Annotated in this window: 19 protein-coding genes and 2 tRNA genes; 4 read left to right on the top strand and 17 right to left on the bottom strand. The window is 70.3% G+C overall.

Features of this window, described 5'->3' with window-relative positions:
- Entirely contained in the window at nucleotides 1-1,071 is a 1,071-nt protein-coding gene (locus C3E78_RS06190) for a D-alanine--D-alanine ligase family protein (protein ID WP_108577475.1), read from the bottom strand.
- 36 nt (nucleotides 1,072-1,107) lie between these two features.
- On the opposite strand from C3E78_RS06190, the gene C3E78_RS06185 reads away from it, so the two are divergent.
- Nucleotides 1,108-2,175 (top strand): trans-sulfuration enzyme family protein, encoded by a 1,068-nt coding sequence (locus C3E78_RS06185; RefSeq protein ID WP_108580778.1) that lies wholly within the window; start codon nucleotides 1,108-1,110, stop codon nucleotides 2,173-2,175.
- Between the two features lie 17 nt (nucleotides 2,176-2,192).
- Here C3E78_RS06185 and C3E78_RS06180 read toward each other — a convergent pair whose 3' ends face one another.
- Nucleotides 2,193-3,194 carry an NAD(P)H-dependent glycerol-3-phosphate dehydrogenase gene (locus C3E78_RS06180; RefSeq protein ID WP_108577474.1) on the bottom strand — a complete coding sequence of 334 codons (1,002 nt, stop codon included), beginning with the start codon at nucleotides 3,192-3,194 and terminating at the stop codon, nucleotides 2,193-2,195.
- A gap of 30 nt (nucleotides 3,195-3,224) precedes the next feature.
- The gene (locus C3E78_RS06175) at nucleotides 3,225-3,953 is read right to left on the bottom strand and encodes a lysophospholipid acyltransferase family protein (RefSeq protein WP_108577473.1); all 729 of its coding nucleotides are present in this window, start codon (nucleotides 3,951-3,953) and stop codon (nucleotides 3,225-3,227) included.
- A 41-nt stretch (nucleotides 3,954-3,994) separates the two neighbouring features.
- Between C3E78_RS06175 and C3E78_RS06170 the strand changes: the two genes are divergently transcribed.
- Complete coding sequence (locus C3E78_RS06170; protein WP_199906946.1) at nucleotides 3,995-4,192, top strand: hypothetical protein; 198 nt, start codon at nucleotides 3,995-3,997, stop codon at nucleotides 4,190-4,192.
- A gap of 160 nt (nucleotides 4,193-4,352) precedes the next feature.
- Here the strand turns inward: C3E78_RS06170 and leuD are convergent, their stop codons facing one another.
- On the bottom strand, nucleotides 4,353-4,952 hold the full coding sequence (leuD, locus tag C3E78_RS06165) for a 3-isopropylmalate dehydratase small subunit (protein ID WP_108577471.1): 600 nt from the start codon (nucleotides 4,950-4,952) through the stop codon (nucleotides 4,353-4,355).
- A gap of 2 nt (nucleotides 4,953-4,954) precedes the next feature.
- Nucleotides 4,955-6,376, bottom strand: a complete 1,422-nt coding sequence (gene leuC, locus C3E78_RS06160) for a 3-isopropylmalate dehydratase large subunit (protein WP_108577470.1) — start codon at nucleotides 6,374-6,376, stop codon at nucleotides 4,955-4,957.
- A gap of 97 nt (nucleotides 6,377-6,473) precedes the next feature.
- On the opposite strand from leuC, the gene C3E78_RS06155 reads away from it, so the two are divergent.
- Nucleotides 6,474-7,190 (top strand): IclR family transcriptional regulator, encoded by a 717-nt coding sequence (locus C3E78_RS06155; protein ID WP_108577469.1) that lies wholly within the window; start codon nucleotides 6,474-6,476, stop codon nucleotides 7,188-7,190.
- Between the two features lie 92 nt (nucleotides 7,191-7,282).
- Here the strand turns inward: C3E78_RS06155 and C3E78_RS06150 are convergent, their stop codons facing one another.
- The 4 genes from C3E78_RS06150 to C3E78_RS06135 form a co-directional block, all read right to left on the bottom strand.
- Nucleotides 7,283-8,209 carry a DUF559 domain-containing protein gene (locus tag C3E78_RS06150; RefSeq protein WP_159085828.1) on the bottom strand — a complete coding sequence of 309 codons (927 nt, stop codon included), beginning with the start codon at nucleotides 8,207-8,209 and terminating at the stop codon, nucleotides 7,283-7,285.
- Nucleotides 8,210-8,264: 55 nt separating this feature from the next.
- A complete protein-coding gene (locus C3E78_RS06145; RefSeq protein WP_108577467.1) occupies nucleotides 8,265-8,705 on the bottom strand; it encodes a hypothetical protein in 441 nt (146 codons plus the stop codon).
- Between the two features lie 108 nt (nucleotides 8,706-8,813).
- Nucleotides 8,814-9,278: a methylated-DNA--[protein]-cysteine S-methyltransferase gene (locus tag C3E78_RS06140; protein ID WP_108577466.1), complete on the bottom strand. Its 465-nt coding sequence runs from the start codon at nucleotides 9,276-9,278 to the stop codon at nucleotides 8,814-8,816.
- Nucleotides 9,275-10,720, bottom strand: coding sequence for a DNA-3-methyladenine glycosylase 2 family protein (locus tag C3E78_RS06135; RefSeq protein ID WP_108577465.1), 1,446 nt, complete (start codon nucleotides 10,718-10,720; stop codon nucleotides 9,275-9,277). Before C3E78_RS06135 ends, C3E78_RS06140 begins: the two co-directional genes overlap by 4 nt.
- 186 nt (nucleotides 10,721-10,906) lie before the next feature.
- On the opposite strand from C3E78_RS06135, the gene C3E78_RS06130 reads away from it, so the two are divergent.
- Nucleotides 10,907-14,194, top strand: coding sequence for a M14 family metallopeptidase (locus C3E78_RS06130; protein WP_108577464.1), 3,288 nt, complete (start codon nucleotides 10,907-10,909; stop codon nucleotides 14,192-14,194).
- A gap of 279 nt (nucleotides 14,195-14,473) precedes the next feature.
- Here the strand turns inward: C3E78_RS06130 and C3E78_RS06125 are convergent, their stop codons facing one another.
- The 8 genes from C3E78_RS06125 to C3E78_RS06090 all read right to left on the bottom strand — a co-directional run bounded on the left by C3E78_RS06125 (nucleotide 14,474) and on the right by C3E78_RS06090 (nucleotide 23,931).
- Nucleotides 14,474-18,274 carry a M1 family aminopeptidase gene (locus tag C3E78_RS06125; protein ID WP_159085827.1) on the bottom strand — a complete coding sequence of 1,267 codons (3,801 nt, stop codon included), beginning with the start codon at nucleotides 18,272-18,274 and terminating at the stop codon, nucleotides 14,474-14,476.
- 270 nt (nucleotides 18,275-18,544) lie between these two features.
- Nucleotides 18,545-18,620: transfer RNA gene (locus C3E78_RS06120), tRNA-Glu, on the bottom strand.
- A gap of 68 nt (nucleotides 18,621-18,688) precedes the next feature.
- Nucleotides 18,689-18,760, bottom strand: a tRNA-Gln gene (locus tag C3E78_RS06115).
- A gap of 69 nt (nucleotides 18,761-18,829) precedes the next feature.
- Entirely contained in the window at nucleotides 18,830-20,341 is a 1,512-nt protein-coding gene (gene gltX, locus C3E78_RS06110; RefSeq protein WP_108577462.1) for a glutamate--tRNA ligase, read from the bottom strand.
- On the bottom strand, nucleotides 20,334-21,116 hold the full coding sequence (locus tag C3E78_RS06105) for a fumarylacetoacetate hydrolase family protein (protein WP_108577461.1): 783 nt from the start codon (nucleotides 21,114-21,116) through the stop codon (nucleotides 20,334-20,336). Before C3E78_RS06105 ends, gltX begins: the two co-directional genes overlap by 8 nt.
- Before the next feature lie 63 nt (nucleotides 21,117-21,179).
- A complete protein-coding gene (locus tag C3E78_RS06100; protein WP_108577460.1) occupies nucleotides 21,180-23,051 on the bottom strand; it encodes an alpha/beta hydrolase in 1,872 nt (623 codons plus the stop codon).
- Nucleotides 23,048-23,413 carry a WXG100 family type VII secretion target gene (locus C3E78_RS06095; protein ID WP_108577459.1) on the bottom strand — a complete coding sequence of 122 codons (366 nt, stop codon included), beginning with the start codon at nucleotides 23,411-23,413 and terminating at the stop codon, nucleotides 23,048-23,050. The genes C3E78_RS06100 and C3E78_RS06095 overlap by 4 nt, the downstream gene beginning before the upstream one ends.
- Nucleotides 23,410-23,931, bottom strand: a complete 522-nt coding sequence (locus C3E78_RS06090; protein WP_108577458.1) for a hypothetical protein — start codon at nucleotides 23,929-23,931, stop codon at nucleotides 23,410-23,412. Before C3E78_RS06090 ends, C3E78_RS06095 begins: the two co-directional genes overlap by 4 nt.
- Between the last annotated feature and the right edge of the window lie 7 nt (nucleotides 23,932-23,938).

Below are 23,938 nucleotides of genomic sequence, written 5' to 3'. Positions count from 1 at the left end.
TCAGCGCAGGCCGGTGTCGCGCTGCAGCGCGAGCTGGATGAGCCGGTCGACCAGGTCGGTGTACGACACGCCGGTCGCCTCCCAGAGCCGCGGGAACATCGAGTAGGGCGTGAACCCGGGCATGGTGTTGATCTCGTTGATGACGAGGCCGTCGTCGGTGAGGAAGAAGTCGACGCGCGCGAGGCCCTCGCAGCCGACGGCCTCGAAGGCCTGCACGGCGTACGTCCGGATGCGCTCGCTGAGGGTGACCGAGATGTCGGCCGGGACGACGTTCTTGCTCGTGCCGTCGAGGTACTTCGCCTCGAAGTCGTAGAACTCGTGCTCGGACTCCTCGGCGACCGTGATCTCGCCGACGAGGCTCGCGGTCGGCTTGCCGGTGGCGCGCTGGATCACGGCGCACTCGAGCTCACGCTTGCCGCGCGCCGCGGACTCCACGATGACCTTGGGGTCGAACTCGCGGGCAGCCAGCACGGCCGTCTCGAGCGCACCCCACGACTCGACCATCATCACGCCCGAGCTGGAGCCGGCACGGGCGGGCTTGACGAAGACCGGCAGGCCGAGCGCGCGGATGCGGTCCTCGACCTTCGACCGCTCCTGCTTCCACTCCCACGGTCGGATCGTCACGTAGGGCAGCTGCGGGAGCCCGGCAGCCGAGAAGACCGTCTTGGTGAACGGCTTGTCCATGCTGACCGCGCTCGCCAGGACCCCGGCACCGACGTAGCGGACGTCGGCCATCTCGAGCAGGCCCTGGATCGTGCCGTCCTCGCCCCACGGGCCGTGCAGCACGGGGAACACCACGTCGACGTCGCGCAGACGTTCCCAGGCGAACGCCGGGCGGTCCTCACGCACCGACGGCAGGGTGCCGGGCTCGAGCTCGTCCCACTGCGCCGTCTCCTCGACCCAGGCGCCGTCGCGCGTGATGCCGACCGGCAGCACCTCGTACCGGTCACGGTCGATCACCGCGAGGATCTCGCGCGCCGTGAGGCACGACACGCCGTGCTCACTGGAACGCCCGCCGAAGATCACGGCGAGTCGGGGCTTGTCCGGGGAAGGGTCGTTGACGAGGCTCATTGCCAAGCACCTTATCGCTCGGTGCACAATGGCGTGATGCATGGACACGATCTCTCGCCCTCGACCATTGCAGTCGGTGCCGGGCGTCCGGACCGGGTCCCGGGGGGACCGCTCAACGCTCCGATCACGATGGCCAGCGCCCTCGTCCCCGGCGGCGGATCCGAGTACGGACGGCAGGGCAACCCCACCTGGGACTCCTTCGAGACGGTGCTGGGCGCCCTCGAGGGCGGACGCGCGCTGGCCTTCTCGTCCGGCGTCGCGGCGTCCGGCGCGCTGTTCGACCTGGTGCCCGCGAAGGCCGCCGTGGTCGCACCGCGCCACGCGTACTACGGCACGATCGCACAACTCGTCGAGCGCGACCGGCGCGGCCAGATCGACCTGAGGCTCGTCGACATCGACGACACCGACCAGGTCGTCTCCGCGGTGGCCGGCGCTGCACTGGTCTGGATCGAGTCGCCGACCAACCCGTCGCTCCAGGTCGCCGACATCGAGGCGATCGCCCGCGCGTCCACCCGGGTGGGCGCCGCGGTGGCGGTCGACAACACGTTCGCCACTCCCCTGCGCCAGCGTCCCCTCGACCTCGGCGCCGACTTCGTCGTGCACTCGGCCTCGAAGCTCCTGTCAGGGCACAGCGACGTCATCCTCGGCGCGCTGGTGACCAACGACGACCGGGCGTTCGCCGCGATCGAGAAGCGCCGCACGGTGCTCGGCGCGATCCCCGGGGCCATGGAGACCTGGCTGGCGGCCCGCGGCGTCCGCACGCTGCACGTGCGGCTGGATCGCGCAGAGGCCAACGCCCGCGAGCTGCACGCCCGGCTGTCGGCGTCCCGGCACGTCACCCGCAGCCGCTACCCCGGCTTCGGCACGATGGTCTCGTTCGAGGTCGCCGGTGGCCCGGCGGTCGCGCAGAAGATGACCGAGCAGAGCGACATCATCACGTACGCCACGAGCCTCGGCGGCGTCGAGTCGACGTGGGAGCGCCGTCGGCGTCACCCCGGTGAGCCGGAGTCGGTGCCCGAGGACCTGATCCGGCTCTCGGTCGGCATCGAGGACGTCGAGGACCTCTGGATCGACATCCAGAACGTCCTGGCCGCCTGCACCTGAGCCGGGCCCGGCGGCCGTCAGACGGTCTCGGGCTTGGCCTGCCGGGAGATGAGCCGCCGCACGAGCTCGTCGGGGCTGAGCTCGCCGGCCACCAGGGCCGCGACGTGCTCGACGATCGGCATCTCGACGCCGTTGATCTTCGCCAGCTCGGCGACCGACTGGCACGACTTCACGCCCTCGGCCACCTGCCGGGTCTGCGAGGTGACCTCCTCGACGCTCATGCCCTCGCCGAGCTTCTCGCCGAACGTGCGGTTGCGCGACAGCGGTGACGAGCACGTGGCGACCAGGTCGCCCATGCCGGCCAGCCCCATGAACGTGACCGGGTCCGCGCCGATCGCGACGCCGAGGCGCGCGGTCTCGGCCAGGCCGCGGGTGATGACCGACGCCTTGGTGTTGTCGCCGAAGCCCAGGCCGACGCACACGCCGACAGCCAGGCCGATGATGTTCTTCGCGGTGCCCGCCAGCTCACAGCCGATGACGTCCGTCATCGAGTAGGGGCGGAACGCCGCCGAGTGCATGAGCTTCTGCAGGTGCTCGGCGACAGACTGGTCCTCGCACGCGACAACGCTCGCCGCGGGCTCGCGGCTGGCGATCTCACGGGCCAGGTTGGGCCCGGAGACCACGGCGATCCGCTCGGGACCCGCGCCGGTCACCTCGGCGATGACCTCGCTCATGCGCTTGTGCGTGCCGAGCTCGACACCCTTCATCAGGCTGACGAGGATCGCCTCGGCCGGGACGTGCCCGGCCCACGACTCGAGGTTGGAGCGCAGCTGCTGGGACGGCACCGCCAGGACGACGACCTCCGCGCCCGCGAGCGCGTCGGCGGGGTCCGGCGTGGCCGAGATCGCGTCGGGCAGCTCGACACCGGGGAGGTACTCGGAGTTCTCGTGCTTGTCGTTGATCGTGTCGCAGAGCTCGGGCCGACGACCCCACAGGCGTACGGTGTTGCCGGCGTCAGCCAGCACCAGCGCGAACGCGGTTCCCCAGGATCCTGCGCCCATCACGGCAATCTGCGCCATTCACGGTTCCCATCTCTCGTCGGTGCTCGTTCAGCCCTTGTACGTGCTCTTGGGCTTGGCCAGGCCGCGCACATCGATCCGCGGCGTCGAGGGCAGCTCGCCCCGTACCTCGGACATCATCGCAGTCAACGCGTCCATCAGCCGGGAGGTGGCGGTGTTGAGCAGCTCCTCGGTGAGCGGCTTGCCCTCGAACTCCGACAGGTCGAGCGGGTCGCCGACGCGGACCCGGATCGTCTTGCGCGGGAGGAAGCGCGGACGCTTGGTGTACGGCCAGAGGATCTCCTGCGGCCCCCACTGCATGACCGGGACGACCGGTCGACCGGTGGCCAGGGCCACCCGCACGGCTCCCGTGCGTCCGGTCATCGGCCAGGCAGCGGGGTCGCGGGTGATGGTCCCCTCGGGGTAGATCGTCACGACGCTGCCGCCCTCGACCGCTGCGACGGCCGCCCGGAGCGACTCCGCCGCACCGACGGTGCTGCGGAAGACCGGGATCTGCTGGGCGTTGCGCAGGATGCGGCCGCCGACCGGCAACGCCATCAGGGTGTCCTTCGCGAGGAACCGCGGCGGGATGCCCTGGTCGACCATGAAGTGCGAGATCAGGAACGGGTCGAGGTGCGAGAGGTGGTTGGGCGCCAGGACGAAACCGCCGCTGGGCAGCTTCTCCTGGCCCTGCCAGTCACGCTTCGTGACGATCATGAGCACGGGACGAAGGAAGAACACGATGACCCGCAAGGTCCTCGGGAAGTGACGGCGCTCCATGAGGGGAGCCTAGTCCCGACCCCGGCACTAGGCTGAGGGACATGCAGGGCACCGTGGCGACCTTCGACCAGACGACCAGGTCAGGTCAGCTGCTGACCGACGAGGGCGTGCCGATGTCCTTCCCGGCCGAGTCCCTCGCCGACCACATCCGGCACCTGCGGCTCGGCCAGCGGGTCTTCGTCGAGACCGACGACGACACCGGCACGATCACCTCGATCAGCATCTGGCGCGACCGCTGAGGGGAGACTCCCGCGCGCCGAGGGGAGACTCCCGCACGCCGAGGGGAGACTCCCGCGCGCCGAGGGGAGACTCCCGCGCGCCGTCGGCGTACGGAAGTCTCCCGTCGGCGTACGGGAGTCTCCCGTCGGCGTACCGGAGTCTCCCCTCAGCGGCCCGGGGTCAGAGCGTGACGGGCTTGAACGACGGGCGCGAGGCCTCGTACGCGACGATGTCGTCCTCGTGGCTCAGCGTGATGCCCACGTCGTCGAGGCCCTCGAGCAGGCGCCAGCGCGTGTAGTCGTCGATCGTGAACGAGTCCTCGATCGCGTCGACGCCCTCGCCGGCCCTGACCGTCCGGGTCTCGAGGTCGACCGTGATCGAGGCGCCCGGGTTCTCGTCGAGGTGGTCCCACAGCCGCTGGACGACCTTCTCGTCCACCTGCGCGGCGAGCAGGCCCGCCTTGCCGGAGTTGCCGCGGAAGATGTCGGCGAAGCGCGGCGAGATGACGACCTTGAAGCCGTAGTTCTGCAGCGCCCAGACCGCGTGCTCGCGCGACGAGCCCGTGCCGAAGTCCGGACCGGCCACCAGGACGGTCGCGTCCTTGTACGCGTGCTGGTTCAGGACGAACTCGGGGTCGTTGCGCCACGCCGAGAACAGTCCCTCCTCGAAGCCGTCGCGGGTGACCTTCTTCAGCCACACGGCCGGGATGATCTGGTCGGTGTCGACGTTGCTGCGGCGCAGCGGCGCGCCGACACCGGTGTGGGTCGAGAACTTCTCCATGGTCAGGCTCCTGCCTTCTCGAGCTGGGCGAGGTCGGCCGGTCCGGCCAGGTGGCCGAGCACTCCGGTCGCGACGGCGACGTCGGGCGACACCAGGTGGGTGCGCCCACCCTTGCCCTGGCGTCCCTCGAAGTTGCGGTTGGACGTCGAGGCGCTGCGCTCACCCGGGGCCAGCTGGTCGGGGTTCATGCCGAGGCACATCGAGCAGCCCGCTCCGCGCCACTCGGCGCCGGCGTCCTTGAAGATGACGTCGAGGCCCTCCTGCTCGGCCTGCAGGCGGACGCGCACCGACCCGGGCACGACCAGGATGCGGGTGTCGTCGGCAACCGTGTGCCCCTTGATCAGGTCGGCCGCGACGCGCAGGTCCTCGATGCGTCCGTTGGTGCACGAGCCGATGAAGACCGTGTCGACCTTGATGTCCTTCATCGGGGTGCCGGCCTCGAGGCCCATGTAGCGCAGGGCGTTCTCGGCGGCGACCCGCTCGTTCTCGTCCTCGAACGCCGCGGGGTCGGGGACGTTGCCCGACAGCGCCACGCCCTGGCCCGGGTTGGTGCCCCAGGTGACGAACGGCGTGATGGTCGAGGCGTCGATCGTGATGACCTTGTCGAACTCGGCGTCGTCGTCGGTGAGCAGGCTGTCCCAGTGCGCGACGGCGGCGTCCCAGTCGGCTCCGGTCGGCGCGGACGGACGACCCTTGAGGTAGTCGTACGTCGTCTGGTCGGGCGCGATGAGCCCGGCCTTGGCGCCCCACTCGATCGACATGTTGCAGATCGTCATGCGGGCTTCCATCGACAGCTTGCGGATGGCCTCGCCGCGGTACTCCACGATGTAGCCCTGGCCGCCGCCGGTGGTCTCCTGCGTGATCAGGGCGAGGATCAGGTCCTTCGCGGTCGAGCCGACCGGCAGCTCCCCGACGACCTCGACGGCCATCATCTTGGGCTTGGCCTGCGACAGCGACTGTGTGGCCAGGACGTGCTCGACCTCGGAGGTGCCGATGCCGAACGCGATCGAGCCGAACGCGCCGTGCGTCGAGGTGTGCGAGTCGCCGCACACGATCGTCATGCCGGGCTGGGTCAGGCCGAGCTGCGGACCGACCACGTGGACGATGCCCTGGTCGATGTCGCCCATCGGGTGCAGGCGGACGCCGAACTCCTCGCAGTTGCGGCGCAGCGTCTCGACCTGCGTGCGCGACACCAGGTCGGCGATCGGCTTGTCCAGGTCGGTCGTCGGGATGTTGTGGTCCTCGGTCGCGAGCGTGAGGTCGGGGCGACGGACCGTGCGGCCGGAGAGACGGAGGCCGTCGAACGCCTGGGGGCTCGTGACCTCGTGGATGAGGTGGAGGTCGATGTACAGGAGGTCGGGCTCGCCCTCGTGACGACGGACGACGTGCTCTTCCCAGATCTTCTCGGCAAGTGTCTTGCCCATGGCGCTCTCCTCGGCTCCCCCGACATGCGGGCCTGTGGTGTCGTCGCCGCGATCCCCGCGGCTTGCGTCTCACAATGCGATACGGCAGTATCAAGACATGGACAACACTAGCGGAGTCGGCGTTCTCGACAAAGCGGCGATGGTGCTCGCCGCGCTGGAGCCCGGACCGGCCACTCTCGCCGGCCTCGTCGCCAGCACCGGGCTCGCGCGTCCGACCGCGCACCGGCTCGCCGTGGCCCTCGAACATCATCGGCTCGTCGCCCGGGACATGCAAGGACGTTTCATCCTCGGACCTCGTCTCGGCGAGCTGGCCGCAGCCGCCGGTGAGGACCGTCTGCTGGCCGCCGCCGGCCCCGTCCTGGCGCGTCTGCGCGACATCACTGGCGAGTCGGCCCAGCTGTTCCGCCGCCAGGGCGACTTCCGGGTGTGCGTGGCCGCCGCCGACCGGCCGACCGGTCTGCGCGACTCGATCCCCGTGGGGGGCCAGCTGACGATGAGCGCCGGCTCCGCCGCGCAGGTGCTCCTGTCGTGGGAGGACCCCGAGCGGATGAACAAGGGCCTGCTCAAGGCGACGTTCTCCGCGGCCGAGCTGTCGGCCGTCCGCCGTCGCGGTTGGGCCCAGAGCGTCGGCGAGCGCGAGAACGGCGTCGGCTCGGTCTCCGCGCCCGTGCGCTCCCCCTCCGGCAAGGTCGTGGCGGCGGTGTCGGTCTCCGGACCGCTCGAGCGCCTGACCCGCCAGCCCGGACGCATGCACGCCCCGGCGGTCGTCGCGGCGGCCGAGCGCCTCTCCCAGAGCCTCCGCCGCAGCAGCTGACCCCCGCGGACGTCATCCCGCGCGTGGCGTCTGCCGCTCGCAACGGATGACGTCCGCGCAGCGTCTCCGTGACGTCATCCCGCACGCGGCGTCTACGCCTCGCGCGGGATGACGTCCGGGTCGGGCCAGCCGCCGGCGACCAGCGCGCGGCGCAGCTGGGCGAAGAAGGCGTCGGGCTCGACCCGAAGGCCCAGCACCGGGAGCCGGAGGACGACGTCGCCACCGAGGGCGATCTCGTTGTGCCGCACCGCGTCGCGCACGATCGCCGGGGCGGCCAGATGTTGGATCCCGTCGACCTCGAGGACGACCTTGAACCGGGCCCAGCGGGCATCGAGGAAGTACGTGCCGGACGGTGTCCTGCGCACGACCTGACGATCCGGGACCGGTATCCCGCGTCTCCGGCACTCGCGGACGAGATCGAGCTCGCCCATCGACTGCGATCCACCCATCGCGTCGAGCACGAACCGCTCGACCAGCCGGCGCCGCTTGTCGCGTCTCACCAGCAGCAGCTCCTGGCCGATGCTCTGCGCGGTCGCGAGCCCCTGCTGCACCACCATCGCGATGATCAGCCCGGCTTCACGATCCGTCCTGGCCCACAGCGCTCCCCTGACCGCCGCGACCTCGGGCCGTACGCGCCGCGGGCCAGGCGCGTCGAGCACGTCGTCAGGCCTCAGGCGGCGGGTCTGCCGCACGTCTATCGACGACGACCGGCGCACCTTCGCCCCGCGCGGCACCGAGACCCGGACCCTGTCGATCGCGAGCCCGTCGAGACCCTGGGCGACCAGGGCGCTGGCGCCGTCCAGCACGCTGCGCGAACCGCCCTCGAACGTCGCGGACCACAGCAGCGATCGCTGGGCGAGCGGCCCCGTGTGCGTCGCGATCGTCTGCCGGCCGTGGGCTCGCCAGCGTCCGGCCGCCACCTCGGCGCGCGTCCGCCACCGCGGGACCCCGAGCGAGATCAGCTGGGCCCGCGAGACGACCCCGTCCTGTCGACGCGCGGTGCGCACGGCCTGTCGCACGACGTCATCCCGTACGCGGCGCCTGCGCGACGGGGAGGATGACGTCCAGCGGTTGCTAGGCCGCGACGTCATCGGGGGCCGCGATGCGGACGCGATCGTCGTTGGCGAGGAACACCGGCCAGACGTTCACCCGCGCACGACGCCCGGCCGCGTCGAGCGCGCGCGCCCACCGACGGTCGTCGGAGCGGTGGTCGTCCGGGCCGGGTCGGGCGTACATCAGCGCGACGGAGCCGCCGGTCACGTGGTCGACGACCACCCAGGTCAGCACCTCGAACAGGTGGCCGATCATCGCGGGGTCCGGACGGTCGGGGCAGTCCTCGATCTTCATGAACATCGAGGTCCACTCCCCCTGCGGCCCGAGCACGAGGCACCACAGCTGTGGTCGCGCGAAGCCCCACCGGCCCTTCAGCGACTGCCAGAAGCGGTCGAGGTCGGCGACGGCGCGCATCGGTGACATCTGGTCGGGCCGCAGGAGCGGAGGGATCTCGTCGGTCATGCCCCCGACCCTGCCCCGCAGCGCAGGAGACGTCGAACGGCTCGTCCACACCCCCGCGGACGTCATCCCGTACGTGGCGCGGACACCTCGCGCGGGATGACGTCCGGATCAGAAGAGGCCGGGACGCTCGAGGTCGAGCAGCGTCCTCTTGCGCTCGACGCCGCCCGCGTAGCCCGTGAGGGTCCCGTTGGAGCCGATGACCCGGTGGCACGGCACCACGATCGGGATCGGGTTGGCGCCGTTGGCCGCACCGACAGCTCGGGAGATGACGGGCTCGTAGCCCAGGCGCCGGGCGATGTCGCCGTAGCTCGCCGTCTCGCCGTACGGGATGCGCTGCAGCTCGGCCCACACCTTCTTCTGGAACTCGGTGCCGTCGCTGGCCAGGGGCAGGTCGAACGCGGTCCGCTCGCCCGCGAAGTACTCCGCGAGCTGCTGCTCGGCGCGGTCCAGCAGCGGGTCGCCGACGCGGCGTCCGCGCGGCTCCGGGGCGTCGAAGCGGATCGCCGTGACGAGACCGGCCGAGGTGTGGAGGCGGAGACCGCCGATCGGCGAGTCCATCCATCGTGTCGTCATGGTGCGCTCCTTTCGAGGGCGGAGGTGGCACGCCACAGGTGCATGCCGGCGTACGAGCGCCAGGGACGCCATCGGTCGGTGTCGTCCGTCGTGAGACCGTGACGCTCCAGCTCGCGCTTGAGCACCAGGTCGGTGGTCAGCAGGACGTCGGGGTGCCCGAGCCCGCGCATGACGATGTAGTCGGCCGTCCACGGCCCGATGCCCCGCATCTGGAGCAGCTGCTCGCGCACCTCGTCGCGGTCGACGCCGGGATCGAGGTCGAGCTTGCCGTCGGCCACGGCCTGCGACAGGCCGATGATCGTCCGCGCACGGGACTGCGGCATGCCGAGGCTCGTCGGATCGGCGTCGGCGAACGCCTCCGGCGGCGGGAACGCGTGCGTGAGGCCGAATCTCGCGGCGAGCGCGAAGTCGACCGGGACGCCGCGCGTCGGCACCTGCCGGCCGAGCACCGTGTTGGCGCCGGCGACGGACACCTGCTGGCCGACGATCGTCCGCACCGCCAGCTCGAATCCGTCGACGTGCGACGGCACCCTCAGGCCCGGCGCGTCCGCGACCAGCGGAGCCAGGACGCGATCAGCGCCCAGCACCTCGTCGATCGCGACCGGGTCGGCGTCGAGATCGAGCATCCGGCGGGCCCGACCGATCGCGACCGCGGTGTCGCGCAGGTCGGCGAGCTCGAGCTCGCAGTCGACGCGGTCGTCGTGGACCGTCAGCGCCATGACGCCCAGGCCGTGAGGCAGGCGGACCACCCGGGCGTACGTGCGTCCCTGGACGGTCTCCACGCCCGGCAGGACGTGGGCGGCGAGGAAGTCGAGCAGCGACTCGGCATGGAACGGCTGCCGGACCGCCAGGCGCACCGTGATGCACCCCGTCGGCGTGCTCCTGCGGCGCCCCCGCATCTGCGTCGGGGTCAGCGCGTACGTGCGGCGCACGGAGTCGTTGAACTGGCGGATCGACGCGAATCCTGCGGCGAACGCGATGTCGGCCATCGGCATCTCGGTCGTCTCGATCAGCACCCGCGCCGCATGCGCCCGGTTGCTCCGCGCCAGCGCCAGCGGACCTGCGCCCAGCTCCTGGGTCAGCATGCGGGTGACGTGGCGCTGGCTGTAGCCGAGACGATCGGCGAGGCCCTCGACGCCCTCGCGCTCGATGACGCCGTCGGCGATCAGGCGCATGGCGCGGCCGACCGCGTCGGCGCGGACGTTCCACAGCGGTGAGCCTGGCGTCGTGTCGGGACGACAGCGGCGGCACGCGCGGTAGCCGGCCTCCTGCGCTGCCGCGGCCGTGGCGTGGAAGGTGACGTTCTCGGCCTTCGGCGTGACGGCGGGGCACGACGGACGGCAATAGATCCCGGTCGTGCGCACGGCGGTGTAGAAGACGCCGTCGAAGCGCGCATCGCGGGCCTGGACGGCCCGGTAGCAACGCTCGTGGTCCGTGATCATGACTCCATCATGACGCCCGGCACCGACGAGCACTGGCGGGTATCGGACATGGACGGTGACGCGGCCGTGTGTAAATGCTGCGTAAACCGTAGCCAAACGAGAGGGCAGTCGGGCACTCTGTCTCCACCATGGGGTGCCGTCCCGGCTGGACGGCGTCCGTCCGCACCCACAGGAATGAGCCCATCCGTGAGGAACTCTCGCGCTCTCATCGGGGTGACCGGTTTGGCGCTCGCCACGACCTGCGTGCTGTCCAGCACCAGTGTCGCGGCGTCCGCCGTCGAACCGTCGCCCAGCGCATCCAGCCCCGCCCCCGGCCGCGGCCCGTCGACGGCCACGACCGTCGACCCGCTCAGCAAGGCCCAGGTCGTCCGTCGTGCCGCCGAGACTGCGGTCGCCGGCGACCCGATCGACATGCCCACGTCGTACCCGTACCAGCCGGATCTCAAGATCTTCCGGCCCAACGCGGACGACGCGGCGCACTCGGCCGACCTGATCGGTCACCCCGAGATCGCGCCGAAGCTGCTCGACCTGATGGAGACCAGCGACCGGGTCTCGGCGCAGGTCGTGGGCCAGTCGACGGAGGGACGTGATCTCTACCTGGTCACGGTCACCGCGCCGGAGACCGAGGACGAGACCGCGCAGCAGGCCGCCTGGAAGGCCGAGATCAAGTCCGACCCGGCCGCTGCCGCGAAGGACACCGCGCTGATCAACAACTACAAGACGCCGGTCTGGATCAGCAACAACATCCACGGCAACGAGTGGGAGGGCACCGACGCGGCGCTGAAGTACATCGACTACCTCGCCACGGCGCCCATCGGCGAGGTCCGCAGCATCCTCAAGAACAACCGGCTCTACTTCTCGCCGTCGCTGAACCCTGACGGTCGCACGAACTCGACCCGCGCCACCGCGCTCGGGCTCGACCCCAACCGCGACATGATCACGAACTCGACGCCCGAGACGAAGTCGTTCATCCGTCAGGCCCAGGCGATCCAGCCGATCTACGCCGCGGACTTCCACGGGTACACCAGCGTGCTGCAGATGGAGCCCACCGGTCCGCCCCACGGCTCGAACTACGAGTACGACCTGACGATGCCGCACAACTACGCGCTCGCACTGAAGGTCGAGAAGGACGTCGTGGACGCGGCGATCCCGGGCAACACGTACCTCAACACCACGACCGGTCGCGTCGTCAACGAGAACACGTCCGCCGACACCGCGCACATCAAGATCCCCTACCGGGACACCCCGGACGGATGGGACGACTTCCCGCCGATCTTCACGGCGCAGTACAACTCGTTCTACGGCGCCGCCGCGTCGACGGTCGAGCTGCCGAAGAGCCGCAACGGCACGCCGAGCGGTCGTCAGTCCCCCGCCAACGCCGCGATCAACTCCGCGGTCGCGTACAAGACGATGAGCAGCATCGTCGACTACATGAACACCGCGGGCAACGCCCGGGACATGATCAAGAACCAGATCGAGACGTTCCGTCGCGGTGTCGCGGGTGAGCCCAAGGACAACCTCACGGTCGCCAAGGTCAAGAGCGTCCCCGGCCCCACGCAGTGGCAGCCGCTGTGGGACGTCGTCGACGACCAGGACGCGATCACGCTGCCGCGTGCCTACGTCATCCCGGTCGGCGCGAACCAGCGCTCGAAGAGCGATGCGACCCGCCTGGTCGACCAGCTGCTCGCCCACGACATCGAGGTCGGCACGCTCAACGCCGCCGCGACGGTGGACGGCACGACGTACCCCAAGGGCTCCTACGTCGTCGACATGCACCAGCCGCTGCGCGGACTGGCCAACTCGCTGCTCGACCTCGGCGAGGACATCTCCGACAAGGTGCCCTCGATGTACGACATCTCCGCGTGGAGCTACTCGTACACCTGGGGAGCCACGGTGGACAAGGTCGGTCTGACGACGCAGGCCCCCATCGGCGCCACGACCCCGATCACGGCGGCGACGCCCCAGGCGTCGATCCCCGCCAAGGCCGGCTACCTCACGTTCGACGTGGCAGGCGTGGCGGACTACCAGGCCCTCAACAGCCTCCTGGAGGAGGACGAGCGGGTCTCGATGCTCGCCGACGGCTCCGTCGTCGTCGGTCCGGAGTCGTACGACACGGCCAAGAAGGTCGCCTCGACCTTCGACATCGACGTCGAGCCGGCCACGAAGGCCGATCTCGATGCCCTCGACGACGCCGCGACCAAGCCGCTGAAGGATCTCACGATCGCGTACGTCGGCACGCAGGACGACAAGCTGTCGTTGCAGCAGCTCGGCTTCGACGATCTCGTGCCGGTGACGGCGAACTCGCTGAACGCCGATCCCCAGCTGATCGACGACGTCGACGTGCTGTGGGTCGGCACGGCGTTCAGCACGACCGACCGTCCGGCGTCCGGCTCGACCCCCGCGGTCAGCTTCGCGCCGGCCCGTGAGGCCGTGCAGTCCTTCCTCGACGAGGGTGGCGCCCTGCTCGGCCGGACGAACGCAGCGTTCAACGCGGCGTCGTCGTTCGGGCTCCTGAGCGGGACCGTGGTCAGCGGCAACGGATCGGGCAACGGCATCGTCGCCGTCGACACGCCGGCCAACTCGGTGCTCGCCCCGTACAAGCAGGACAGCGCGTTCATCTACCCGGCGTACTCGTTCACCTCGCTCGGGGAGAACGTCAAGACCGAGCAGACGTACGCGGAGAAGCCGCTCCTCGCGGGACACTGGCGGGCCAGCGGTGCCGGCGCGACGAACGGTCCGAGCACGGCGGCGGGCCAGGCCTCGGTCGTGTCCTCCGAGAACGCCACGACCGGCGCGAAGTCGATGGTCTTCGGCACCTCGGTGTTCTTCCGCACCCACACCAAGGGCGGCATGACGCAGGCCGCTCGCGGTCTGTTCTGGGCCGGCCCGGAAGGTGAGGCGGTCGTCGCACCCGGTGGGTCGAGCGTGGCCATCACGTCGGTCGGCAAGGTCACCTACCCAGGTGCGGCCAGCGTGACCGTCCGCGCCGCGGATGCCGCTGACAAGGCGCTCGACGGCACCGTGACGCTGCGAGCCGGCGCCAAGGTGCTGGCGACCGGCGCGACCCGTGGCGGCAAGGTCACCCTGAAGGTGTCGGGTCTGCGACCCGGCTCCACCTCGGTGGTCGCCACGTTCACGCCGGCGTCGCCGTCGTTCGCCTCGTCGACCAGCGCCCCGGCCGCGATCACCGTGGCCAAGGCCAGCTCGAAGCTGTCGCTGAAGGCCAAGAAGTGGAAGAACGCCAAGAAGGCACGCGTGACGGTCAAGCTGACCGTGCCCGGCGTCTCGACCGCAGGCTCGATCGTCATCACCGACAAGGGCAAGAAGGTCAGGACCGTCCGAGTCGACGCGGGCAAGTCGCGGGCCGTCACGCTGAAGCTCAAGAAGGGCACGCACCAGCTGCGCGCCGTCTTCTCGGGCAACGGCCTGGTCACGTCCAGCAAGTCCAAGACGGTGAAGGTCAAGATCAGCTGACCTCCACCTTCAGCACAGCGGCCGGTTCCCCTCGGGGAGCCGGCCGTTGTGCTGTGCCCCCGCCGTGGGACGGCCGGGGGTGCATGTCCCCCCGGCGCCGGACCGGTGGCCAGGACCCTCCACGTGTTGATCGCGGGCCGTGCAGATCCGCCAGGGCGGCACCACGGTCGAGGCGCACCCCGCCGCCCCGGTCACCCGGGCGTGTGCCCGACACCCTGCACGACAGAGGACCCCGCCGCGCCTGGGGCGCGACGGGGTCCTGTGTCGATACGGGCAGGGCTACTTGGCGATCTTCCCGGTCTTCTTGCTGGTGCTGCCCCAGGTGACGTAGCCGGTCTTCTTGGCCACGACCCGCACGGTGACGCGATCACCGCGGTACGCCTTCTTGAGCTTGAGCGTCGGCTTGTTGCTTCCGACGCGGTGCCCGTCCGCGTACCACTTGTAGGACAGCTTCACCCCGGCGTCGTAGGTCGCCTTCTTCACGGTGAGGGTGCGACCAACCTTCGGGGTCCCCTTGATCGCGGGCCGCGGACGGTGGGCCTGCGTGCCCAGCGCCACCCGGTGACCGGAACTGATGCGGGCCGCATCGGTGTAGCCCGTCCTCGACCCGACCACGACGACCGAGAGGGTGCGCCCCCGGTCGCCGACCCTGATCGTGTACGTCGGGGACGTGGCCCCGCGGATCGCGGTGCCGTTCAGCAACCACTGGTAGGACAGCTTCACGCCGTCGTCCCAGGTGCCCGCTCGCGCCGTGACCTTCTTGCCCACCGCGACGCTGCCGCTGACCGTGGGCCTGGGGGCCTTGACGAGGTCGCCCTCGACCACGGCGCCCGTCGCCTCGCTGGTCCTGGTCGTCGCCTCGTAGCCAGGCTTCGAGCCTGTCACGGTGACGGCGATCGCGGCACCGAGATCGGCGACCGTCGGGACGTACGTCCGACCGGTCGCACCCTCGATGGGTCGGTCGTCGGCGAGCCACTGGTACGAGAACGTGACGCCCTCGTCCCACTCCCCTGCCTCGGCGGTCAGCGGGGCACCGATCTTGGCCGTCCCCGAGATCGTCGGCGCCGGGGTCGACGCCAGGTCTCCGCCGACGACCTCGTCGGTGGGCTCGCTGGTCCTCGTCGCCGGCGCGTAACCCGACTTCGTGCCGGTCACCGCGAAGGTGATCCGCTCGCCCGCGGCGCTCGCGGCCGGGGTGTACGTCAGCCCCGTCGCACCCTCGACCGCCTCGTCACCGACGAACCACTGGTACGTCAGGGACACGCCCTCGTCCCACGTGCCGGTGTCGCCGGTCAGCTCGACGCCGACCTTCGCGATTCCCGCGATCGTGGGCTTGGGCGTCGCCGTCTGCTCCGCCGGCGCGATGGTCACCGGCTCGCTGGTCCGGCTCGCGGGCTCCGCGTAGCCGGCCTTGGTGCCGGTGACCGTCACGGTGAGCGGGGACCCGACCTGCTCCAGCGACGGGGTGAAGCCCGCCGTGGTGGCACCGGAGACGTCCTCGCCACCGACGGCCCACTGGTAGGTGAAGGCCGTGCCGGTGTCCCACGCGCCCGGATCCGCGGTGACCGGGGCCAGGGCGCGCGGCGTGCCGCTCACCGTGGGCCTGGGCACGTCGCCGAACGCGCCGGTCGCGATCGCACCGGTCGCGGCACTGGTCCTGGCCGTGGAGCTGAAGCCGCCCTTCGTGCCGGTGACCGTCACGGTGACCGTCTGACCGATCTGGGCCGCTAGGGACGGCGTGAACGTCGGACCGGTTCCGCCGTTGGCCGCCGACACGTTCGTGCCGCCCGTCGCCCACTGGTACGTGAAGAACGTGCCGGGCTCCCAGCTGCCGACCTCGGCCACCAGCTTCGCGCCGATCCTCGGTGCGCCGGTGATGGTCGGGACGGATCCCGTCTGGGTGGCGCGAGCGACAGCAGTCGTGGGCTCGCTGGTCCTCGTGACCGGCGTGGCCGATCCCTTCGAACCGGTCACCCGGACGCTGACCGCGAGGCCCGCTGAAGTGACGTCAGGCGTGAAGCCGGCCTTGGTCGCCCCGCTGACGGGTGAACCGTCGACCAGCCACTGGTAGGTGAAGGTCGTCCCGGAGGCCCATCCTGCGGTCTCCGCGGTCAGCGGCTCGCCCACGACGGGCGTGCCCGTGACGGTCGGCAGCGCCGAGGGCGCGACGGGCGGTGCACCGACCACCAGGGTCGAGACGCAGTCCACGCAGGTGCCGCCCAGCGTGTTGGCCCGCGCGGACGCCTTGAGGGTGGCCCCGGTGGCGTCGGACGCGATCGTCAGCGGGATGGACACGGTCGACGTGGCGCCGACGGCCGTCGTCGGCACGGTCCACGTCAGCGTGGTGCCGTCGACGGTCGTGCCGGCAGGCAGCTCGCCCAGCGTCGCGTCGTCGAGGACGTCGCCGAGGTCGACGGTGACGACGCTCCCGGTCTGCGGGACCCGGCCGGTGTTGCGGCTGGTGAGCGTGTAGCTGGTCGTGTCGTCGGCGCCGGCCGGGGCGTCCGGACCGGTGAGGCTGAGGTCGAACTTCGACGGCCACGCCGGCTTGCCGGTGGTGTAGACCCAGCTGTCGAAGAACGCGGCCAGGTCGCGACCGGAGATCTCCTCGGCCAGCGCGATGAAGTCGGCCGTCGTCTTGCTCCTGCCGCCGAACCGGGACTGCCACTGCTCCATCACCTGGGCGAAGTCCCGGGCCCCGATCGCGGTGCGCAGCGCCTCGAGGGTCATCGCACCGCGGGTGTAGGTGGGGCTGCCGAACAGCTGGTCCGCCCTGGCCATCTTCGCGACCGGGACCTTCCACAGCGAGCTGGAGGCGTTGGTGCCGTTCCACGACGTGAAGTACGACGACTCGGTGCTGGTGGTCGACGAGCCCGCGGCCTCGTACGGGAGCTGGACCTCGGCATAGGTCGCCGGCCCCTCGTTGAGCCAGATGTCGTTCCAGTCCACGGGAGAGACGTTGTCGCCGAACCACTGGTGCATGACCTCGTGGATCGTGGTCCCCCGGCTGGCGCTGGTGGGGAAGAACGAGCGGTCCTGGGTCTCCAGGGCGTAGTTGATCGCACTCGGCACGACATCGGTCACGAGTCCGGTGCTGTTGCCCGGGTAGGGACCGTACCTGCTCTCCAGGTGGTCGAGGATCTGCTTGAGCTGGGCCCGGGTCGCCTGGGTGGTGTTCTGGTTCGACACCGAGATGGCCGGGTCGATGAACGACCACTCCTTGATCGTGCGCCCGCTCGCGAGCGCGATGTCGGACTCGTACATGTCGTAGCGGCCGACCGAGATCAACGACAGCTCGCTGGCCATCTGCTTGGTCTGCTCCCACGACCACGTCGTGCGCGTGCCGTCCTCGCTGCGCGTCCTGGACTTCAGCTCGCCGTTGCTCACGACGGCCGCGTCCCGGAGGCCCGGGTTGGCCGTGGCGGCCTGGGCGGACGTCCCGAGCCTGCTCGGGGCGTCGACCGTGATCGTGTACGTCGCCTTGTCGCGCGGCGTGTTGTTGTTGGGGAACGCCGTCATCGAGCCCACGGGCTGGTTGACGAACGTCGCACCGTCCGTCGTGTTGTTCCAGCCCTCGTAGGAGCCGTCGGTGTCGGTGTGCCGAACCGGGGTGCCGTGGTACTTCACGACGGTCGTGAACTCGCCGCTGACCGGACGGGCAGGGGTCACCACGAGCTTGTGCTCGTCGGTCGTCGCGTCGTTGACGGTGGTGTTCTCGATGCGGGTGAAGGTCGCGGGTGCGCCGTCGACCGTCACCGAGTCGACGTTGAGCGTGCTCGCGTCGAGATCGCCCACCGAGCCCTGGAAGTCGAACGCGTAGGACGAGAGCGGGTCGTCGGTCGTCCTGGCCGTGACGGTCGTCGTGGCGGCGCGGAACGTCGTCGTCGCGAGCGCGTTGTTGGTCGGGGACACGGCGAAGTCGACCGTGAGGTCGATGTCATAGTGCAGCGCGTCGTACCCGCTGTTGCCCTGCCGGGGAAAGAGGCTGTCGCCTGCGCTCAGCCCTCCTGCGACCGGTTCGGCGGCGAACGCCGTGCCGGCCCCCGCCGTGGCGACCAGCGTCCCCGAGACGAGGCTCATCGCGAGGAGTCTTCCGATGTGTGGTGCCCGGAGCGTCATGCGCCCTCCATCTGTGTCGTGCCCGCGCCGAGCTCTTCCACAGAGCAGCGAGCAGCCGGATCCTAGCCACGAGAACGACACCGTCTGTTGCGCTGATGTTGCCGAAGATGGCACGCTCGTGCCCGCTCACTATGGCGGACCGGGGTCACGCGCATGGGCGGTTTGGCAAACGTCCCCAGAGACACAGAAAACCCCCTGGCCAGCGTTTCCGCTGATCAGGGGGTCTGTCCATGGTAGCCCCGACGGGATTCGAACCCGCGCTACCGCCTTGAGAGGGCGACGTGCTAGGCCGCTACACAACGGGGCCATGGTGGTGGTCTCTCGACCGGATGAAACCCTACCAAAGGTCACTTTCGTGCTGTTCGGAGGGTGTCGCTGGGATACTAGGACTCGAACCTAGAATGGCGGTACCAGAAACCGCTGTGTTGCCAATTACACCATATCCCACCGGTTCCGGACGCTGTCCGAACCGAGGTCAAACATTACCCGACGCACCTCCCGGCACTCAAACCGGGTTCACCCCAAGGCGGCATCCAGGCGCGCGATGGTCTTGCGGTGACCCAGCAGCTCGAGCGACTCGAACAGCGGCGGGGAGATGCGACTTCCCGTGACCGCAACGCGAACCGGCCCGAACGCCAGGCGCGGCTTGAGCCCCAGGCCGTCGATCAGGGTCGTGCGAAGAGCGCCCTCGATCGTCGCGGTGGTCCACTCGGCGGTCCCCGGGATCGCGTCGAGGGCGTCACGGGCGGCGCGGACGACGTCGAGACCCGACGCGTCGAGGTTCTTGGCCGCGTCGGCCTCGTCGACCGCGAACTCGTCGTCGGAGACGAAGAGGAAGCGCAGCATGTCGACGGCCTCGGTGAGCAGCGTGATCCGCTCGTGGACGAGCGGCGTCGCGGCGGCCAGGACGCCCAGCTGTGCCACGGTCGGCGTCTGGTCGATCAGTCCGGCCTCCTGGAAGTACGGCGTCAGGCGCTCGCACAGCTGCTCGTCGGTCAGCAGGCGCACGTGCGAGCCGTTGATGGCCTCGGCCTTCTTGATGTCGAAGCGGGCGGGGTTGGGGTTGACCCGACCGATGTCGAAGACCTCCACCATCTCCTCGAGCGAGAACACGTCGCGGTCCTCGGCGATCGACCAGCCCAGGAGGGCCATGTAGTTGAGCAGGCCCTCGGGCAGGAAGCCCTTCGGCTTGTAGTCCAGCAGGTTGGACTCCGGGTCGCGCTTGGACAGCTTGCGGTTGCCCTCCCCCATCACGAACGGCAGGTGGCCGAACTCGGGCGTGAAGCCGCCGCCGATGCCGATCTCCGCGAACGCCTCGTACAACGCGATCTGCCGCGGGGTCGAGCTCAGGAGGTCCTCGCCGCGCAGCACGTGGGTGATGCCCATCATGGCGTCGTCGGTGGGGTTGGTCAGCGTGTACAGCGGCTGGCCGTTGGCCCGCACGAGGACGTAGTCCTGCACGTTGGCCGAGTCGAACGTGATCTCGCCGCGCACGAGGTCGGTGAACGTGTAGGTGCGCTCGGGCATCTTGAACCGGATGACCGGCTCGCGTCCCTCCGCCTCGTACGCCGCCTGCTGCTCGGGCGTGAGGTCGCGGTGCAGGCCGTCGTACCCGCTCGGCTTGCCGGCTGCGCGGGCGGCGTTGCGGCGCTGCTCCAGCTCCTCCGCGGTGTCGTACGCCTTGTAGGCGAAGCCCGCGTCGAGCAGCTGCTGGGCGACGTCGGCGTAGATGCCCATGCGCTCGGACTGGCGGTACGGTCCGTGCGGTCCGCCGACCTCGGGCCCCTCGTCCCAGTCCAGGCCGAGCCACTTCATGACCTCGACCAGGAGCCGGTAGGACTCCTCGTTGTCGCGCGAGGTGTCGGTGTCCTCGATGCGGAACACGAACGTGCCGCCGTGGTGGCGCGCGAACGCCCAGCTGAACAGCGCCGTGCGAGCCATGCCCACGTGCGGGTTGCCCGTCGGGGACGGGCAGAAGCGGGCGACGACGGGTCGCGTGCCGGTCGAGGTTGCGGACAGGTCAGTCATTGCGGGACACCACCGAGTTCGTCAGAGTTCCGAGGCCTTCGACGGTCACGCTGACCGAGTCGCCGACCTCCATGGGACCGACACCCTCAGGGGTGCCGGTGAGAATCACGTCGCCGGGCAGGAGCGTCATGAACGACGACACGTAGGCGATGACGTCCGGCACGGTGAAGACCATGTCGGACGTGCGCCCGTCCTGCTTCAGCTCGCCACCGAGCTCGGTCGTCACGCGGACGTTCGAGGGATCGAAGTCGGTCTCGATCCAGGGGCCGAGCGGGCAGAACGTGTCGAAGCCCTTGGCGCGCGCCCACTGGCCGTCCTTGGCCTGCAGGTCGCGGGCCGTGACGTCGTTGGCGACGGTGTAGCCGAAGATCACCTTGGGCGCGTCCTCGACGGACACGTCCTTGCAGATGCGGCCGATGACGACCGCGAGCTCACCCTCGAAGTGCACGTTGCTGCTCTGCTCGGGGTAGAAGATCGGATCGCCCGGGCCGATGACGCTCGTGTTGGGCTTGAGGAAGATCAGCGGCTCCTCGGGCACCTCCCCGCCCATCTCGGCGGCGTGCTTGGCGTAGTTCTTGCCCACGCACACGACCTTGCTGCGCGGGATGACCGGCGCCAGCAGGCGGACGTCCGCCAGCGGGATCTTCTGTCCGCTGAGGTTGAGCCCGGCGTAGAGCGGATCGCCGTTCAGGACAGCGATGGTGGGGACTCCGTTGTCGTCCCCGATGACTCCGAAACGAGGATCGTCGTCCCCGGCAAATCTGGCGATGCGCATATGGCCCAGCCTATCGCTGTTGGGCGACGTGCCCATCGGCGGAAGACCCCGGCCACCGGACGGTCAGCGGAACAGGCCGCCGAACGTCGGGATGGGCGGGCTGAGCAGACGTCCGGTGTGCTCGAGCACGTCGCCCGCGGTGTCGAGGACGTCGCGGGCCCCGTCGACCACCGGATCGACGTACGTGTCGTACGCCTGGTTGCCGTAGTGGGCCGCCTCGTCCTTGGCGTAGTCCTTCAGGTAGTCGCGCGCCGCCTGGTCGCGACCGTCGATGACGTCAGGGTCATGTCCGACGGTGACGTCGACGACGTCCTTGAGGGACTCGCTGCCCGGCTCGAAGTACGTGGTGTGGTTCTTCAAGCCCTGGCCGAAGTCCTCGACGTGGAAGGTGTCACCGTCACCGACGTCGATCCGAGTCGCGCCGAATGACGCCTGGGAGGGGTCCTCGCCCAGACCGAGCCGGCCCTCGCCGCCCAACCAGGTGACGGGGTCGTTGTCGCGCGACCCGACGTAGACGTGGCCGTCGCCCATGTTGAGGTCACTCACGTCGTGCGCGTCGCCGCCGGCCCCCGGGCTGCCGAGCAGCACCAGGTCGTCGGCCGCGAGACCGTCGTGCGCCGCGTGCGCGGCGGTCGTGGACCCGTAGCTGTGCCCGATGACGGTGAGGTGCGAGTCGGAGCCGGTGTCGGAGGCGCGCAGGCCGTCAACGAAGTCCGACAGGCGCTTGCCGCCCTCCTCGGCGAACCGCTCGTTGCTCACGTTCGCCATGTCCGCGGCGTTGACCGGGTCCTTGAGCTGGTCCATGTCGAAGTCGGGCGAGTCGTAGCCGATCCATGCGATCGTCGCGTGGGAATCACCGGGGGCCGTCTTGTATGCCTGGGTCAACACGTCGAGCGCGCTCTCGCCGTTCGAGCCGAGCGAGGCCCCCGTGTTCATGATGCCGGGGACGATCACCGAGGTGTTGTCGGCTGTCTCGGGGGCGCCGTACGCCACGGCGGCGGCTCCGTCGCCGTGGATCGCGTTCGGCTGGTAGAGCATGAGGTTGCTGTCGACCGGCAGACCCGTGGACGGGTCGGTGATGGTGTCGCCCTTGTCGAGAGCATCGCGGGCGCCCTGGGCGTTCTTGAGCATCTGTTGCTCCTCGGGCGTCAGCTCTCGCTCCTTCGCCAGCGCCTGGAGCCGATCGAGGTCACGGGTCATCGACGCACGGTTGGCCTCGTCCCGATCGCCGACCGGGATGCCGTCGGTGTTGCCGACCAGGTCGGGGCTGTCGATCTTCAGAGCCTCGCGCTCGGCGGGCGTCAGCGCCATCCACCAGGCGTTGATCGCCTTCGGGTCGCCGTTCCTCTGCTCGAGCTCGTGACGGAGCTTGTCGGCGTCGGGCTGGCCCGGCGCGTGGCTGAGCGCACGAGCCTCCCCCACACTGTCGGCGGACCGGAAGGCCGCGACCAGAGTGTCCTCGTTCGCCGCGACCTCGTCCTCCCACGCGACGCGCCGCTCGTCGAGCCGGGCCACGCGGGCCGCGATCGCGTCAGCCCGCTGCTGGAGCTGGGGCTCGTCCTCGACGTCGGAGGCATGCACGAGGTCGACGAGCGTCTGGATGTCGATGTTGATCCCGGCGCGGGTCTCCATCATGTCCAGCCGCCGGCGGGCCAGCACCGCGAGCCTGGAGACGTACTCGTCACAGGCGGCCGCGACCGTCGTGAAGGCCGCGGTGACGGCGTCGACCGCGGCGTTGAACGTCGTCATGGCGTGGTTGGCGGCCGCCGACGCATCTCCGGACCATCCCTCCGGAGCGCCGTTCTCAGCGGTCCAGGAGCCGACGTCCGCCGTCTTGGTCGCCGTGGCACGCAGCTGGTCGGTGACCGCCTTGGCGCCCTGGTCGGCCTCCATCTCGGGGATGACGGCCACCTGGTCAGGGATGCGGACGGTCATCGGGGCGCCGCCCCGAACGGCGAGTTCCCGGGGAAGTACGGCGACGGGGGCCCGGGCTCGAGGCCGCGATCGTCCCACGGCAGCAGCTGCTGCAGCTTCTGGACGGCCGAGTCGTCCGCACGCTGATAGCTGCTCGCGCTGGAGCGCAGGGCGTCCGCGTGCGCCTGTGCCTCGGCGATCCGGTCCTTCAGCTCGGTGCGCCAGGTCTCCAGGAATGCCGTCGCCGCACCCGACACGCGGCCGCCCAGCACGGCGGCGTCCACCTTGTTGAGGCTGGACTGCGCCTGGGTCAGGGCCTCGGCCTGGGCGTCCCAGCCGTCGGCCGCGCCGCTGAGGGCGGCGGTCCACACGAGGAAGTTCATCGCAGGGCCTCCGTGACGGCGTCGATCGTCTCCGGCGCCGCGGCAAGGCTCATCGACTCCAGCCGGAGGTCGATCGACCCGGCCACGACCTCGACGTCGAGCAGATGGCGACCGTCACTGGCGAGGATCTCTGCCGGCCGGTCCACGACGGCACGGGCGTCCCAGCCCCGGGCCAGGAGCGTGTCACCGATGCGACGCAGGAGCGGGATCGCCTCGTCGTCGGGCAGACCCCGCAGGGATGCGCGGACGATGAACGTCCGGACGAACGCCGAGTCCTCGAAGCGCCATGCCTCGTGCCGGGCATCGGTCTCCGGGTGGCCGACGGCCTCCAGCAGGCCGTCCAACGCCGACCGGGCGGCACGGACGGTCGTGGCGACGTCCTCCGCCGGGGCCAGGGGCAGGTCGGGCTGGGGGGCGTCGACCGGGGGAAGGATCACCAGGTCGACATCCGGGTGCTGCTCGCGCAGGACCCGGAAGAACGGCTCTCCCCCGAGGACGCCGTCGTCGGCGCGTCTCATGAGCAGA

This window comes from Aeromicrobium chenweiae, from assembly GCF_003065605.1.
GTDB lineage: Bacteria > Actinomycetota > Actinomycetes > Propionibacteriales > Nocardioidaceae > Aeromicrobium > Aeromicrobium chenweiae.
Note: the sequence above shows the minus strand (reverse complement) of the source record. Positions and strands in the feature narration are given on the sequence as shown.

Coding starts and splice junctions, on each gene's coding strand:
- C3E78_RS06190 (WP_108577475.1), bottom strand. CDS start 1,071: ATGAGCCTCGTCAACGACCCTTCCCCGGACAAGCCCCGACTCGCCGTG.
- C3E78_RS06185 (WP_108580778.1), top strand. CDS start 1,108: ATGCATGGACACGATCTCTCGCCCTCGACCATTGCAGTCGGTGCCGGG.
- C3E78_RS06180 (WP_108577474.1), bottom strand. CDS start 3,194: ATGGCGCAGATTGCCGTGATGGGCGCAGGATCCTGGGGAACCGCGTTC.
- C3E78_RS06175 (WP_108577473.1), bottom strand. CDS start 3,953: ATGGAGCGCCGTCACTTCCCGAGGACCTTGCGGGTCATCGTGTTCTTC.
- C3E78_RS06170 (WP_199906946.1), top strand. CDS start 3,995: ATGCAGGGCACCGTGGCGACCTTCGACCAGACGACCAGGTCAGGTCAG.
- leuD (WP_108577471.1), bottom strand. CDS start 4,952: ATGGAGAAGTTCTCGACCCACACCGGTGTCGGCGCGCCGCTGCGCCGC.
- leuC (WP_108577470.1), bottom strand. CDS start 6,376: ATGGGCAAGACACTTGCCGAGAAGATCTGGGAAGAGCACGTCGTCCGT.
- C3E78_RS06155 (WP_108577469.1), top strand. CDS start 6,474: ATGGACAACACTAGCGGAGTCGGCGTTCTCGACAAAGCGGCGATGGTG.
- C3E78_RS06145 (WP_108577467.1), bottom strand. CDS start 8,705: ATGACCGACGAGATCCCTCCGCTCCTGCGGCCCGACCAGATGTCACCG.
- C3E78_RS06140 (WP_108577466.1), bottom strand. CDS start 9,278: ATGACGACACGATGGATGGACTCGCCGATCGGCGGTCTCCGCCTCCAC.
- C3E78_RS06135 (WP_108577465.1), bottom strand. CDS start 10,720: ATGATCACGGACCACGAGCGTTGCTACCGGGCCGTCCAGGCCCGCGAT.
- C3E78_RS06125 (WP_159085827.1), bottom strand. CDS start 18,274: ATGAGCCTCGTCTCGGGGACGCTGGTCGCCACGGCGGGGGCCGGCACG.
- gltX (WP_108577462.1), bottom strand. CDS start 20,341: ATGACTGACCTGTCCGCAACCTCGACCGGCACGCGACCCGTCGTCGCC.
- C3E78_RS06105 (WP_108577461.1), bottom strand. CDS start 21,116: ATGCGCATCGCCAGATTTGCCGGGGACGACGATCCTCGTTTCGGAGTC.
- C3E78_RS06100 (WP_108577460.1), bottom strand. CDS start 23,051: ATGACCGTCCGCATCCCTGACCAGGTGGCCGTCATCCCCGAGATGGAG.
- C3E78_RS06095 (WP_108577459.1), bottom strand. CDS start 23,413: ATGAACTTCCTCGTGTGGACCGCCGCCCTCAGCGGCGCGGCCGACGGC.
- C3E78_RS06090 (WP_108577458.1), bottom strand. CDS start 23,931: ATGAGACGCGCCGACGACGGCGTCCTCGGGGGAGAGCCGTTCTTCCGG.